The following is a 15,975-nucleotide window of genomic DNA, read 5'->3' as shown; positions in this document are numbered from 1 at the left end:
CGCATGAAAGTAATTATAATAGATGATGAACGTAAAGCAAGAAACTTACTTCGCATTCTAATTTCGGAGAATTGTCCTAAGATTACTGAAATATTTGAAGCAGAAGATTTGCTTTCAGGAATTGAACTCATCAAAAAAGAACAGCCAAAAATAGTGTTTTTAGACATTGAAATGCCGCAACACTCTGGTTTGGAAATCTTAGATTTTATAGAAAAAGACAATTTCAATTTTGAAATCATTTTCACAACGGCGTATAGCGAATATGCAATCAAAGCTTTTCAACTTTCTGCTATTGATTACCTATTGAAACCTGTTCGCGCAACACAAGTACAAGAATCGGTTGAAAAAGCGCTAAAACACATTGGAAAATCACAAATAAACACAAAATTAGAAGAGCTCAAAAAAAGCTTGGCATCTTCCAATTTTAATAAAATAGGATTGCCTTTCTCTGATGGATTCAAATTTGTAGACTTCAATGAAATCATTCTGCTGGAAGCAGATGGTATGTACACGAAAATCACAACTACGAACGAATCTGAAATATTGGTCAGTAAACCACTAAAGCATTTTGTATCCTTATTAGAAAAAATAAAAACATTCTACAGACCACATCGTTCATACTTGATTAATCTAAAATACATAAAAGAATACATCAAAAAAGATGGCGGTTATATTGTGATGGACAATAATGAAACAGTTTCCATATCTAAAGACAAAAAAGAAGAGTTTTTAGCTATTGTTCAAAATATAGGGTAACCATTCGGAAGTCCAAAATGAACATTCGGAAGATAGAATAATATATAGGTAGATAGCTAAATACTTTTGCTTTCATAAACTATAAATTATACTATAATGAAAACAAAATTCCTCTCAATTTTTCTTCTAATCACAAGCATTGCATTTGCGCAATACCCCATAACAAATTTGGTAGGTGCGTATGAATTTAATGGCGACTTAACAGACCAAGCCAATGGTGTCAATATGACTGCTAATGGCTTGATGTTATATTCACCAGATAGATTTGGAACTACAGGTGCGTCAGCACGCTTAGTATTTGGAGACGCTAGCAGAATAAATGTAGATTTTCCTAATAACGACGTCGTTGAATATAATTTTTGGATAAAAACAACTATAGATGATGCTAATAGAAGAACTATTATTGAAGATTCAGATAGAGCAGATGATACAGACTCAGATTATGATGGCTATTTTGTGTATTTAAGAAATGGAGTAATAGGAGTGCGAGCTACTTTAAGATTTGGTTCTAATCTTTTAGAATTTGCTAATGATCATACTACAACAATATCAGATGGAGAATGGCATAATATAAATGTACATATAGATTATTATTATGATTTTACATATACTGATACATATGGGGTTATAAGTATTAAAGTTGATGGTGTTGAAGATGTTGTAAATCCAAGAGTAAACAATAACTCAACAAACGTAACAACATCATATAATAGTATTGATGGAAATGTTGTGCTAGGAAATAATAGAGCAGGAAATATGCCAGCAGCTAATAAGTTTGGAGGCGAAATAGATAACTTATTGATTTATTCTCAAGCTTTAACACAAGCGCAAGTAGAAAGCATTATAGATTTTGGTAATTATTGTCAAAAACCAGACGCTTCCATACTTTCGGTAACTTCTATTACGAATGATGGCGCCACTGTAAATATAAATGATACTGGTACGTATGATGTAGCGTATCATGTTCAGGGTGAACCGTTTTCTAACGCAACAATTGTTAATAACGTTACTAGTAGTCATGTTATAACAGGATTAGAATCTAATTTAGAATATGAAGTTTACATCAGAGAAATTTGTTCGGTAACAACAGCTTGGTCTGAAGCAGTAGGCTTTAAAACGAATAGACCTACAGGAATTGTCTATGTAAATCCAGCCGCAACTGGTCTAAACACAGGAACGAGTTGGAGTAATGCATTTACAGATTTACAGACAGCTTTAGATGATTCAAGAATAAACGAATCTGTTTGGTTAGTAGGAGGAACATATAAACCTACAACTGCTAATGGAGATAGAACCATCGCATTTACTATAAGTTCAAGAATTAATGTAATAGGTGGCTTTGCAGGAACAGAAACTTCTGTAAATGATAGAGTGTATGGTACAAACGAAACCATTTTATCTGGAGATTTAAATGGAAATGATGATGCCAACATAGATACTTCTAATGCGTTAAGAGCAGATAATAGTTATCGTGTTCTAGTTACAAACTCAACTGTAAACTCTCTTAATGTAGGAATTCAATTAGAAAGATTGACAATTACAAGCGGTAATGCGAATGGAACAGGAGTTTATAACCGAGGAGCTGCCATCACGAAAGGAGCAATAACTAGAGCATTTACATTAGTAGACTGTATTATAGAAAATAACAGTGGTATAAATAGAGTTGTAGATACGAGAGTAGGAGGCGGACAAGTTGGCTCAATAACTATTTCTCGCTGCATTTTTAGAAACAACTATAGTCGTGGAGGTGCTTTTTATTGTCTTTCTCAAACGACAACAACGGTAAATGTTTTAAATTCTTTATTCGAAAAAAATATAGCTACAAATGTAGAAGGTAATGGACAAGCAGGAAGTAGTATTTGGTTAAAATCTGACGTTTATGACACTGTTATTTTAAATGTTCGTAACTCTACGTTTGTAAACAATCAAGATTTAGGGACTACTACAGGATACAACAACTTTAATAGAGCTACCATCGTTTTGGAAAGAACAATTAGTAACGGAGGAACACCATCTTCGACTTCTGCAGATATTTATAATTCAATATTTTATAACAATACGACTGTAGGTGGAAATACATCGAAATTTATTTCGGGAGGTATAACGACTGCACCAACAACAGATGTTTTTAATTCTATAGATGAAGACGGATTTTCTCAAGTAAATGCGGCAAACGTAACCAATGGTATAAGTGCTAATCCTATGTTTGTTGATGCTGTTAATTCAGATTATACTTTGACAGTAGGATCGCCAGCAATAGATACAGGAGACAATTCGTATGTAACAGGAACTTTAGATATAGTAAGAAATCAAAGAATTTCCAATACTACAGTAGACATGGGAGCTTACGAATATAGTGCAGGAATTATTATATCGCCAAGTGTATATTTACAAGGCGCAATGTTAAGCGCTAGTGGAGGAAATATGAACGATAATTTAAGAGTTGGAAATAACTTGCCAACAACATCGCCTTATGCAGATGGAGCAACTTGTAATGCTTCTGTCTATACAATAACAGGAAATGATGCTATTGTAGATTGGGTTTGGGTAGAGTTAAGAGACGCTACCACAAATACTACTGTTGTAGATTCGCAATCAGCATTATTGCAACGTGATGGTAATGTTGTTGGAGTAGACGGAACTTCTTCTTTAGTCTTTAATCAGGCTGCTGGTAATTATTATATAGTGCTTAAACATAGAAACCATTTAGGCGTTATGACAAATACTGCTATGAGTTTAAGTGGGACAACTACAGTAGTAGACTTTACAGATGCAAATAATCAAATTACTTTTGGGACGAATGCGCAAACTACTTTTGGAATGCCAAGCGGTTTGGTTGGAATGTGGTCTGGAAACGTAAATGGAGACATAATAGTACAGTATTCTGGAACAACACCTGATGCACCAAGTCTCTTATCGGAAGTATTAAATGATTCTGGAAATTTCTTAAATTTCCCAACCTATGTTGTTACTGGCTACAGTGCTTTAGATGTAAACATGGATGGTAACATACAATACACAGGAACTACACCAGATACACCTTTCATTCTTCAAAATGTATTAGCACATCCAGGGAATTTCTTAAACTTTAGTACATACCAAATTCAAGAACAATTACCAGAAAACTAATTAATAGATCAATAATTATATTATGAAAAATATCACTTTAAAAATAACCCTTATTGTCGCTTTATTTACGTTGTTTTCAAACAGTGTAAATGCTCAAGATGGATATACATATACTTTACAGCACAATGGCGGCTATAGTTTTACAGTTCAAGCAGTGCCTAATGCAAGTGCTAATAATTTTGCTACTTCGGTGCAGAGTTACGGATTTACATTAATACTTCCTGATGGTGTTACCATTACGACAGCATCTTCATTAGGAGGAGCTGCGAGTGTTACATTTTTTGATGGAACTAATGTAGCAATGCCAACTATTGATGGATACTTAGTTACAGAAACCTTAGGGAGTCCTGCATCGTTATCAGCGCCATCTGCAGCTGCAAATTCAAACATGTTTACATTCACAGTAAATGGTAATCCAGTAAATGGGGAATTGAAAATTTTAGAAAACAACTCAGCATTAGCAAATACAGTTACACCTTTAAAATCGTTTATGCAAGCAGATATGATTGATAACGGATCAGCACAATTTGTAAATGTAGTTGATCCTAACGCAGCGGCAGTTTCAGGAATGAGTACGTTTACCTTTGCAACATTAAGTACAACTGATGTTCAACTTTTAGAAGATGATGTAAAAATCTATCCGAATCCAACAATAGGAATTATCAATATTCAAACAAATGCAAACGTAGAAAATGTTTCAATCTATAATCTATTGGGGAAAGAAATGCTAACAACAACAGCAATGAAAATAGATGTTTCTCATCTTTCTTCAGGAATGTATATTTTAAAAATTACTTCAGATAAAGGCGCAGAAATCACTAAACGTTTTATCAAGCAATAATTTATAGTTTACATTATTGTATAAATCCTGTAAGTGCTAAACATACTTGCAGGTTTTTTTTTAATTAGAAATTGAAAAAAGACTTTCGGAAACTGCTTAACTTTTTTTCGAGAAGCAACAAGTAGTTTCGCTTCACAAAATATAAAACAGATACTATGAAAATACGATTACTTTTATTATTAGTACTTCTAAGTACTTATTCTTTTTCTCAAACGTATGTAGATACTAACGCAACAGGAATAGATGATGGTAGTTCTTGGACTGACGCCTACACCGATTTACAAGATGCTTTAGCAAATGCCAACGATGGAGATGAAATTTGGATAGCACAAGGTGTATACAAGCCAAGTACAAATTCAAATACAGAGTCATTTAATATAAATACAATTAACCTTACTCTTTATGGTGGTTTTAACGGTACAGAAATTCAATTAACTCAAAGAGACTTTAGAAATAACGTAACGATACTATCTGGAGATATTAATGGTAATGATGATAACATTATAAGTTTTAATAATGCTACAAGAACTGATAACTCTATAAGTGTCGTAAAAATAAATGCTAGCAATATTAGTATTGACGGACTTCAAATAAATAATGGTCATGCAAATCAATCCTCTGGCTCAGGTAGATTTGGAGCTGCAATACAAGTTGGAAACGGACAAGACACATTTACGAGTGGATTTACATTAAAAAATTGTGAAATAAAAAACAATGTAAGTTACAATGGAGGAAATATTTCAGCTTTTTATACTTCGAATGCAACAGTGCTTTTTGAAAACACAAAATTTGATAACAATCTAAGTCGCATAGGAGGCGTTGGTTATTTTACACATCGCAGCGCTAATACGCAATTAAATTTAAGAGTTTACAATTGTTTGTTTAGTAATAACAAAACAGCTGACCGATTAGATGTACCTTCAAATACCATTGTTACAGGCATATCTGGAAGCGTTTTATATGCGGCGCCATTATCAATAACATCATACATTGATACGCGTATTAGCAATTCAACTTTTGTAAATAATATAGATAGTGGTACGTCTCCTAGTACCATAAGAGGGCCATTAGATTTAATTAAATACAATACAACCTTTACTACACATCAAGGTTTTATAAATAATAATATATTCTTTAATAATATAGATGCAAACAATAATACATCTATAGCTATTAATGGAGGAAATGACAGAAGAATAACCTCTTTGCAACTAACTCATTGTATTGATGAGGATGGTTTTTCTAATTATAATAATGGTGGTTCAACTCAGTTGAATAATAATCAAACTGCGGATCCTCTATTGACAGATCCAGTAAATAACGACTTTACATTGCAAACAACTTCACCAGCTATAAATGCAGGATATAACTCTTGGCTTCCATCAAGTATAACAACAGACTTAGCAGGTAATCAAAGAATTGTAAATACAACTATTGATATTGGAGTGTATGAGTTTGATGCTACATTAAGCGTATCTGATTTCGAATTAAGTAAGAATGAAATAAAGCTTTACCCAAACCCTGTAACATCAGTTTTAAACATTGAAATGCCTCAAAATTTAAAGCAAGTAACTATTTATAATATAGTAGGAGCTAAAGTATTTCAGTCTACATCAAAAACTTTAAATATTGCTAACTTAAAATCAGGGATGTATTTAATTTCAATAAAAGATGAAACAGGAAGCGTAGCAATCAAACGTTTTATCAAGCAATAGTTTATAATTTTATATTGTTGTATAAATCCTACAAGTTATCATGCTTGCAGGATTTTTTTTGGTTTAGAAGTCGATAAAAGGCTTTCGGAAACTAACTAAATTTTCACTAGTAACAACAACTAATTTTACACTTTAAAACTATAAAACCTTGATACATGAAAACAAAATTACTTCCCTTATTATTCCTAATTGTAGTAGCATACGCAAACGCACAGAATGTAACTATTCCGAATGCAAATTTTAAAAATTATTTAGTCAATAATTCTGCGATTAATACAAACGGAGATGTCGAAATACAAACTAGTGAAGCTGCTGCTTTTACTGGAGGAATAGATTTAACTAGCGCTGGAGGCGTTCTAGATTTAACAGGAATAGAAGCATTTACGAATCTTACGGAACTCAGGGCGAGTGGAAATGATATTGTAAGCGTAAACCTTACTCAAAATACCGCGTTAGAAGTTTTATATTTAGACAGGAATCAGTTAACAACACTTGATTTATCTCAAAATATAAATCTAATAACAGTTGACTTAGAAAGAAATCAACTGACGACGATAGATGTTAGTTTAAATCTAAATCTAGAAAATTTGACGATAAGACGTAATGATGTCACTATATTAAATATCACTCAAAATGTAGCATTAAAGTTTTTAGACACATCACTAACTTTAATAACTACAATAGATTTTTCGTCAAATACTTTATTAGAAACGTATTGGACTCAAGATTCATCACTAGCCAATTTAGATCTTTCTCAAAACACAAATGTTACCTATATTTCTGCGTATAACTGTAATTTGACAAGCGCAAATATTGCTAATACAAACAATACAAATATGACTAATGTTTTGCTTTACGGCAATCCAAATTTAAATTGTATTCAAATTGATGCAGGATATACACCGCCTAGTGGTTATAGTGGTTGGTCTAAAGATGCAACAGCTACTTATAGCGCTAATTGTGCTGCAATATGTAGTGGAAATGTATACATTCCCGATGTGAATTTTAAAAACTATTTAGTCAATAACTCAGCAATTAATACTAACGGAGATACAGGAATACAATGTACGGAAGCAATTGCTTATACAGGTGCTATTTCAGTTTCAAATTTAAATATTCAAGATTTAACAGGAATTGAAGTTTTTACTGAAATAACAGGTTTACAGGCTTTTGGGAATTCTTCACTGACAAGTATTGATGTGTCTCAAAACACAAAAATCACACAATTACTTATAGAACAAACTGGTATTTCGGGCATCTTAGATTTAAGTATGCTCACAGTTCTTGTAGATTTTAAAGCGCACACTACAGCTATTACAGCCATAAATATGGCAAACGGAAACAACAGTAACGTAACACGTTTTAACGTAGTAAATAGTACTGTTGATTGTGTGCAAATTGATGCTGGTTTTACGCCTAACTCCAATTGGGATATTCCGCCTACTGGAAGTTTTAATGTAAATTGTCCAACAATATTAAGTGTAGATGAGTTTAAATTTAATGCAGTGTCTTTATATCCAAACCCAACAAGATCAGTTTTAAATATTGAAATGCCTCAAAATTTAAAGCAAGCAACTATTTACAATATTGTAGGAACTAAAGTATTGCAATCCACATCAAAAACTCTAAATACTGCTAACTTAAAATCGGGTATGTATTTAATTTCAATAGAAGATGAAACAGGAAACATCGCAATAAAGCGTTTCATCAAACAATAACTTATAGTTTATAATTAGTATACAAATCCTGTAAGTCAGATGATACTTGCAGGATTTTTTCGGTTTAGCAATCAAAAAGCACTTTTCAGAAAGTCTCCAAATATATCATTTATACAATGCAGTACTTTCAATGTTGAAAACTATACACATGAAAATAAAACTACTTCTTTTATGCTTGTTTTTTACAAGTATGCTAATGGCACAGATTACATTTCAAGGATGTCCATCTGTTTTGGGAGCTCAAAATTTTGTATTAAGTGCTACAGATACAACAAATGATGCTGGAACAGTTAGAAATACATATGAAAGCACACCGTTAAACTTTGGGCAAAGTTGTCCGGCAGGTGTTTGTGAAATCAGAATCATTTGGAATGATACAAACTCACGCTGGGAAATACAACTAGATAATGATGGACCTATAAATACGCCAAATTATACAACAGGCGTTTTATATTTTAGTACAACAGCTTCAGCTCCAAATCCGCCAGATATAGCCTCTGGAAGTTGGCAAAGTGCTGGCTCTTGTCCGGGAACTATCAGCGCAATGAATGGTGATGTAGATGACGGAACAACATTAAACATTGAAGAACTTTCAGAAATGGAGCGTCAAATAGTTATTTATCCTAATCCAGTAAAAAATGTAGTAAGCATAGAAACAGAAATCTCGCTATCAAAAATTGAGATACACACATTACTTGGGAAGCAGATCTTAAAAAGTAAGTCAAAAAGCATAAATATTTCTGCATTGCCACAAGGATTATATTTTATGAAAATTACTTCTTCCAAAGGAATTGAAACTGTCAAAAGATTCATCAAACAATAATAACCCAAGCCAACAATTGCTAGTCATTTCTGGTAATTATACAATCGGGTTGATACTAACACAACCTGATTGTTCTTTTAATTAAATAAAATTAACTTAATAACAATCAATATGAAATTAACAATTACAGCAATCAGTTTATTAGCAATGCTTTCTTTTACAGAAGTTACACAAGATTCAATAACTACAATTGAAAACACAGAGGAAATTTACGGAAGTAGTTTTTCATTAATAAACGATACAAAAAACAAAATATCAATCTATACGGGAACTGGTTATGTTACTTTAAACAAAGGAAGTAAAACAAGTATTTCTTGTAAAGTTGGTAAAACGGTACATTGGGCAAGTAAAGGTAAAAAAGGAGATGTGATTTTTAAAATTACAAGTGATATGTGTGGCGAAACGGTGAAACTTTCAAAAGTGATGGACTAATAAGTATATTGAATATATTTTTTAAAAGCCTATATAATCAACCAACAAGTTTAGTATTAAAAAGGGGAGAAAGTGAAGACTTTCTTTAGTGTTTAAAAGAGAATCTTTTCGAGGATTCTCTTTTTTTGTTTAATGAAACTTTAGTTTGAAAAGCCACAAAGTGACACATTCGAGATATCTTACGGTTCTATAATACCAAACTTTGCTAATTTGACTAAGATCCAGAAAATGATTATAATTATAATTAGAATATAGAGTGTAAAGTGCGGTAATTTAGGTAAGTACTCATTGAATTTTTTATCAATAAAATTATATATAGTAAACAGTAAAAACATGATTCCAACTAGAATCGCTGTTTTGATTATATAGGTTGCTAACTCTGTTAAATCTTCAATATTCATAAATGTAAAACAAACAACTCAATACCTATTTAAAACAAACAGGAATAATTTCACCTTCCATTAAGCAGTACTTTTCTAGTTCTGTTTTAGAGAATTTCGTAGTATAGTCTTCTTCTTTTACAGTGAACCCGATACTTCTGAGTTTATCAAAATAATCACGACCGTACACGCGTACATGATCGTATTGACCAAAAATTTTTGTACGTTCTTTTTCATCCGTAATTGTGTCGTCTTCAAAAGTAACATCACGTTCTAAATCTTGTGGAATCTGAAGAATTGCCATTCCTTTAGGTTTCAAAATACGATACAACTCTTGCATCGCTTTTGTGTCATCTGGAATATGTTCCAATACATGATTGCACAAAATAGTATCAAACGAATTGTCTTCAAACGGTAAATCGCAAATATCTGCTTTTACATCTGCTAATGGTGAAAACAAATCTGTTGTAGTATAATCTAAGTTTTCTTGTTTGCGAAAACGTTTATAAAACGCTTGTTCTGGTGCAAAATGTAATACTTTCTGTGGTTTGGTGAAGAAATCTGTTTCCTTTTGTAAATACAACCATAACAATCGATGGCGTTCTAAAGACAATGTACTTGGTGACAATGCATTTTCACGATTGATTGCATATCCATACGATAAAAACGTTCGAAAACTTTTCCCATCAATAGGATCTGTAAATTTAGTTCCTTTCAACATAAAAGAAACAATCGGACGTATCCAATAACTCATCTTAATTAAAAGTGGTCTTGGAATCGTATTGAGTATGTATTTAAAAAGGTTTTTCACGAAGATGACTCCAAGAGTGATTTACTGTCTAAATTCGTTTTCTTCATCACTTTCAATACCTAAAGCATCGTATATATACTTAAATGTAGATAACAATTCAGGTTTTCCGTTTACAATAGCAACATCATGTTCAAAATGTGCACTTGGCTTTCCATCACGTGTTAAAATCGTCCAACCATCACGCAATTGTTTTATGTTTTTTGTTCCCATATTAATCATAGGTTCAATAGCAACAACCATTCCTTCAATGAATTTTTTCCCACGTCCACGACGACCATAATTTGGCATTTCAGGATCTTCATGCATCTTTTTTCCTAATCCATGACCTACTAATTCACGAACAACACCATATCCATGTGCTTCTGTATATTGCTGAATTGCATAACCAACATCTCCAACACGATTTCCAATCTTCAATTCACGAATTCCTGCGTATAAAGATTCTTTCGTTATGGTCAATAATTTGGTTACTTCAATTGGTACTTCTCCAACAGGGAAAGTATATGCGTGATCACCATAAAAGTCGTTCTTAATAGCACCGCAATCTATGGAAATAATGTCACCTTCTATTAATGGTGTATTGTTTGGAATTCCATGTACAACTTGTGCATTAGGACTCATGCATAGTGTATTTGGAAAATCGTATAAACCTAAAAATCCAGGAATAGCACCTTGTTCACGAATGAAATCTTCGGCTAACTTATCTAAATATAAAGTGGTTACACCAGGTTTTACTTCACTGGCTAACATTCCTAATGTTTTTGAAACAACTAACGCACTTTCGCGCATTAATTCTATTTCTTCTTTTGTCTTAGCTATGATCATTTTTTCAGAAAGGAAAACAATCCTTTTTTCTTTTTTAATTGTACGTTCGGTGTTTCTTTGGTGAGCAACTGATATATTTCGCCCCAACCTATAAAACCACCAATATTTCTATCATCAATAAAATAGTCAGCATTAATTTTTCTACTCACTTTGCCTTCAAATACTTCTTCAGGATAACTATTATTTACAGCATAAAAATCAATACCATTGCTTTTGCAGAAATCAACAGCTTCATTCAATTTTTTTCCGCATCTGTATGTCCACAAAATCAAACGATGTCCGTCTTGCTCCAATCGCTTTAACGTTTCAAAAGCAAATAGTTGAGGCGTACCAATTTTTGGATACGCATCTTCTACTATGGTTCCATCAAAATCAACGGCTATTAACAAGCTTTCTTTCGCAATCATTACATCTTCCTATTTTGGTCTGCAAAGTTACAAAGAATTAGTGTCTTATTCAGCATAACTGTGCTTGTATGCTTCACCAGATAAAATACTTAGCATATCTTTTTCTAAAGAAGTTACAGGAAACTCTACAATTCTGTTTATTTCTTTGCCATCTTTATAAAAGATAAACGTAGGAACATTGGTAATATTGAAACCATCTTCTAAATGTTTTGGAGTCTCTTTTTCCTCATCAACTGTAATAAGTTCAATTTTTTTCTCATCTAATTTTAAAACATCTGTAACTTTATAAAAATGCGGAACTTCACGCTGGCTATCTTCACACCAAGTTCCCATAAATACTTTAATTTTTATGTCTTTTGTTAATGGTTTTAAAGCGTCTAAGGTTTCTTTGTCTGCTGAATAGACTGCGTATGTTGTACCAAACCAGCTGTCATATGGCGCAGAGGCAATAGCTTCTCGCGTTTGAATTCCTGTCAAAATTGGTAATTTTTCTTCCTCTTCTTCTGTTTCTGAAACTTTTTCTTCAGTAGTTGCAGTTGTTTCTTCTTGAACAGGTGCTGGCGTTGCTGTCTTCTTTTCGTCTTTACACGCAAAAAATGCAAGCGCTATACATATATATACTAACTTCTTCATTATACAAGTGATTTTTGAGTCATTAATTTAGGTTGTGGAATTCCAATCATAGCTAAAACAGTTGGTGCAATATCTCCCAAAACTCCATCTTTTATAGTTTTAATATCTTCATCCACTAAAATAATAGGCACTGGATTTGTTGTGTGCGCAGTGTTTGGACTTCCGTCCGGATTAATCATTGTGTCACAATTTCCGTGATCGGCAATTACAATAGTGCTGTAACCATGCTTTTGTGCAACTTCAATAATAGACTTGCTACAGGCATCAACAACTTCACAGGCTTTTACAGCAGCTTGAAAATCTCCTGTATGTCCAACCATATCTGGATTGGCAAAATTTAAACATACAAAATCAGCTTCTTCTTTTTCCAATTCTGGAATGATAGCATCACGAATATCATAGGCACTCATTTCGGGTTGTAAATCGTACGTTGCTACTTTTGGTGACGGACATAACAATCGTTTTTCACCATCAAAAGGAGTTTCTTGTCCGCCATTAAAGAAAAAAGTAACATGCGGATATTTCTCCGTTTCCGCAATACGAATTTGCTTTTTACCATTTTTTGCTAGGACTTCGCCTAATGTATCTTTAATATTTTCTTTATTGAATACAACGTGAACATTTTTGTAGGATGCGTCATAGTTTGTCAACGTTACATAATAGAGTGGAAGTGGTTTCATGTTGAATTCTGGAAATTTTTGCTGCGACAACACTTCTGTTAATTCACGTCCACGATCTGTTCTGAAGTTGAAAAAGATAATGACATCATCTTCCTTTATTTTAGCAACAGCTTCATTCTTATCATTCGTCATAATGATTGGCTTGATGAATTCGTCCGTAACGTCTGCATCATAACTTTCTTGAATGCTTTGCGTAGCATTTGAACTCAATGTGCCTTTTCCGTGTACCAATGCGTCATACGCAAGTTGAACACGTTCCCAACGTTTATCTCTATCCATAGCAAAGTAACGACCTGTAATTGTTGCTAGTTGTGCGTTGGTATTTTTACAGAAAGCTTCTGTTTTAGCAATAAAATCCTTTCCAGATTTTGGATCAACATCTCTTCCGTCTGTAAATGCATGAATAAATACATCTGATAATCCGTAAGAATCTGCAATATTTACAAGTCCTTCCAAGTGATTAATGTGTGAATGCACGCCACCGTCAGAAACCAATCCTAAAAAATGAACTGCTTTGTTGTTTGCTTTTGCATGTTCGAATGCGGTTTTTAAAACGACTTCGTCTTTTAAGGTGTTATCCTGAATTGCTAAATTGATTTTTGCTAAATCTTGATACACAATACGTCCTGCGCCCAAGTTCATATGTCCAACTTCACTATTTCCCATTTGTCCTTCTGGCAAGCCAACATTCATTCCATCTGTTAGTAAATTAGCGTTTGGGTATTTTGTATACAAACTATTGATAAACGGAACATTTGCATTCGCAATAGCAGAAACAGCAGGATTGGGTGATTTTCCCCATCCATCTAAAATCATTAAAATAACTTTCTTATTCATTCGAGATAATTCTTATTTAAAAAACTAAAATAAGTGTATTTGATTACATAATAACAACCCAAACTCAAAAAACCATTCTTTTTAATGAAGGTTTATGATATTCATACTAAAAGGCTGTTTTTTCTTATAAAACGTCAAAAAATATACATTAAGGAATTCTTAAAAATTTCTATATAAACTCTTAACAGAATAATTGTTTTTAAGATGGTTTTAACAGATTTCTGTCCGAATAGTTAAGATTATGTTATAATGGGAAAATGTTTGCAACAATTTATGCCGATGGTCGTCTCTTTAGAGTAATCAAATTACAAAAATCGACAATCATCAAATTAAAAAACAACAAACAAAAATGAAAAAAACAATCTTTATGATCGCTCTTATAGTAGGAGCTTCATTCACTACGGTAAACGCAACAGAGAACAACAACGAAACAGTAAACAGCGAAGTAACAGTTACTAAAATTGTGAAAGTAAATCCATTTTGTGTAGCAATCGCAAAAGGAGATTTTGATACTGTAAAACGAATGATCCAATTTGGAGAAAATGTAAATAGAAAATCAAATGGAAAAACACCTTTAATGTATGCAGCACGTTACAATAGAGTAAAAATTGCTTCATTATTATTGGATAATGGCGCTAGAATTGGTCCAAAAGATGACAATGGACAAACTGCTATTGATTATGCAGTATCAGCACAGGCAAAAGAAGTAAAGAAAGTATTGGTAGATGCTAAGAAATAATACCACAAGATTATACTAAAAGAAAAGCCGTTTCTGTTAAGAAACGGCTTTTTTATTTTATACTATATTTTAATCTTAGTCAGGCCATTTTTGACAAACATTAGCTCCGTAGCACATAGTAATTCTTATGGTTACTACAGGGCATTGTCTTGAAATTTGTGGTCCTCCACCTGAAATATCTATTTGATTTAAAATACTAATCTGTTTCTTGTTGAGGTTTAATTGGTTTAGCTGTTTTTTCATGGTTATGATTTTTAAGTTAATAACAATGAACAAGATAACTATTAAAACTCCAAGAGTAGTACTGTTTTACCATCATGATGGTAGTGTTGGGAAGTTATAAATGCTAAATGTTGAATTTTAAATAAAAAAGTGATTGTAGTTATCGATTTTTAGTAACATCATTAATCAACAAAACTCAAAATATAAAATGTAAAAGTATTTTCTCTAACATCTAACAAACTACTGACGATACTTTTCAATAGCTTCTTTAATGCGTTGAATTCTATTTTCTGGGTCAGGATGTGTGCTTTGAAACTCAGGACTTCTATTTGGTCCAGCAGCAGCTTTTAAAATTTTCATTACTTCAATCATTGCTTCAGGATTGTAACCGCCATATAACATTAATGCAACGCCCAATTCATCACTTTCCAATTCATCATCACGTCCATTTTTTAGTAAAGTTTGTTGCCCGATTCCATTAATCATTCCGCCCATATCAGCACCGACGGAAGCACCAGTAGAAACTGTTTTCCAAAAATCACTTTCAGCAATTCGTTCTGCAGAATGTCTTCCCAATACATGACCAATTTCATGTCCTAAAACACCGGCCAATTGATCATCGTCTAGTTTACTATACAATGCATTGGTGATAAAAATTTGCCCGCCAGGAAGCGCAAATGCATTAATGGCTCTATTGTCTGCTAATAAATGAAATTCAAACTTATAATTAGATTCTTTAGCCATACTCATAGCAACTAATTTTTCTCCAATAAAGTCTACACGAGCTTGCGCACCAGCATCAGGATACAATCCACCATGTTGTTGTGCCATCGCATCACGATTTGCAAAGCCTAAAGCAATTTCTTCGTCCGTAGACATGCTAATTGTTTGTGTACGACCTGTATATTGATTTTTTTCTTGACTTGAACATTTTTTAAAATATGCAAATGCTACAATAGCAAGTCCGATCAACAAACGGATTTTTAACTTATTACCTCTCATGATTGTTAAAATTGGTGTGTTATAA

General features: G+C 32.8%; 15 protein-coding genes. 8 read left to right on the top strand and 7 right to left on the bottom strand.

Annotation, left to right across the window (positions count from 1 at the left end; all coding sequences use genetic code 11):
* Positions 1-3: 3 nt before the first annotated feature.
* The 7 genes from ACUUYC_RS01630 (at position 4) to ACUUYC_RS01600 (ending at position 9,414) form a co-directional block, all read left to right on the top strand.
* Entirely contained in the window at positions 4-756 is a 753-nt protein-coding gene (locus tag ACUUYC_RS01630) for a LytR/AlgR family response regulator transcription factor (RefSeq protein ID WP_474263126.1), read from the top strand.
* Positions 757-852: 96 nt separating this feature from the next.
* Positions 853-3,885, top strand: coding sequence for a choice-of-anchor Q domain-containing protein (locus ACUUYC_RS01625; protein WP_474263124.1), 3,033 nt, complete (start codon positions 853-855; stop codon positions 3,883-3,885).
* A gap of 22 nt (positions 3,886-3,907) precedes the next feature.
* A complete protein-coding gene (locus ACUUYC_RS01620; protein WP_474263122.1) occupies positions 3,908-4,726 on the top strand; it encodes a T9SS type A sorting domain-containing protein in 819 nt (272 codons plus the stop codon).
* A 155-nt stretch (positions 4,727-4,881) separates the two neighbouring features.
* Positions 4,882-6,441, top strand: coding sequence for a T9SS type A sorting domain-containing protein (locus ACUUYC_RS01615; RefSeq protein WP_474263120.1), 1,560 nt, complete (start codon positions 4,882-4,884; stop codon positions 6,439-6,441).
* Positions 6,442-6,596: 155 nt separating this feature from the next.
* Complete coding sequence (locus ACUUYC_RS01610) at positions 6,597-8,159, top strand: T9SS type A sorting domain-containing protein (RefSeq protein ID WP_474263118.1); 1,563 nt, start codon at positions 6,597-6,599, stop codon at positions 8,157-8,159.
* Positions 8,160-8,355: 196 nt separating this feature from the next.
* The gene (locus tag ACUUYC_RS01605; protein WP_474263116.1) at positions 8,356-8,982 is read left to right on the top strand and encodes a T9SS type A sorting domain-containing protein; all 627 of its coding nucleotides are present in this window, start codon (positions 8,356-8,358) and stop codon (positions 8,980-8,982) included.
* Positions 8,983-9,093: 111 nt separating this feature from the next.
* On the top strand, positions 9,094-9,414 hold the full coding sequence (locus tag ACUUYC_RS01600; protein ID WP_474263114.1) for a hypothetical protein: 321 nt from the start codon (positions 9,094-9,096) through the stop codon (positions 9,412-9,414).
* A gap of 426 nt (positions 9,415-9,840) precedes the next feature.
* On the opposite strand, the gene ACUUYC_RS01595 is transcribed toward ACUUYC_RS01600, so the two are convergent.
* From ACUUYC_RS01595 to gpmI, 5 genes are read right to left on the bottom strand one after another with little or no spacing between them, the layout of a single operon-like run.
* The gene (locus ACUUYC_RS01595; protein ID WP_474263112.1) at positions 9,841-10,605 is read right to left on the bottom strand and encodes a class I SAM-dependent methyltransferase; all 765 of its coding nucleotides are present in this window, start codon (positions 10,603-10,605) and stop codon (positions 9,841-9,843) included.
* 21 nt (positions 10,606-10,626) lie between these two features.
* Entirely contained in the window at positions 10,627-11,430 is an 804-nt protein-coding gene (gene map / locus ACUUYC_RS01590) for a type I methionyl aminopeptidase (protein ID WP_474263110.1), read from the bottom strand.
* Entirely contained in the window at positions 11,427-11,837 is a 411-nt protein-coding gene (locus tag ACUUYC_RS01585) for a BT0820 family HAD-type phosphatase (RefSeq protein WP_474263108.1), read from the bottom strand. Before ACUUYC_RS01585 ends, map begins: the two co-directional genes overlap by 4 nt.
* Positions 11,838-11,882: 45 nt before the next feature.
* Complete coding sequence (locus ACUUYC_RS01580) at positions 11,883-12,470, bottom strand: thioredoxin family protein (RefSeq protein ID WP_474263106.1); 588 nt, start codon at positions 12,468-12,470, stop codon at positions 11,883-11,885.
* Entirely contained in the window at positions 12,470-13,987 is a 1,518-nt protein-coding gene (gpmI, locus tag ACUUYC_RS01575) for a 2,3-bisphosphoglycerate-independent phosphoglycerate mutase (RefSeq protein WP_474263104.1), read from the bottom strand. Before gpmI ends, ACUUYC_RS01580 begins: the two co-directional genes overlap by 1 nt.
* A gap of 349 nt (positions 13,988-14,336) precedes the next feature.
* On the opposite strand from gpmI, the gene ACUUYC_RS01570 reads away from it, so the two are divergent.
* Positions 14,337-14,726, top strand: coding sequence for an ankyrin repeat domain-containing protein (locus ACUUYC_RS01570; protein WP_474263102.1), 390 nt, complete (start codon positions 14,337-14,339; stop codon positions 14,724-14,726).
* A gap of 75 nt (positions 14,727-14,801) precedes the next feature.
* Here the strand turns inward: ACUUYC_RS01570 and ACUUYC_RS01565 are convergent, their stop codons facing one another.
* Both ACUUYC_RS01565 and ACUUYC_RS01560 read right to left on the bottom strand, forming a co-directional pair.
* Positions 14,802-14,969 (bottom strand): hypothetical protein, encoded by a 168-nt coding sequence (locus ACUUYC_RS01565; protein ID WP_474263100.1) that lies wholly within the window; start codon positions 14,967-14,969, stop codon positions 14,802-14,804.
* 219 nt (positions 14,970-15,188) lie between these two features.
* The gene (locus ACUUYC_RS01560; protein WP_474263098.1) at positions 15,189-15,950 is read right to left on the bottom strand and encodes a M48 family metalloprotease; all 762 of its coding nucleotides are present in this window, start codon (positions 15,948-15,950) and stop codon (positions 15,189-15,191) included.
* Positions 15,951-15,975 lie beyond the last annotated feature (25 nt).

It is taken from the genome of Kordia sp. E (genome assembly GCF_056033805.1).
The sequence above is the reverse complement of the archived record's forward strand: the minus strand, read 5'-3'. Positions and strand labels throughout refer to the sequence as shown.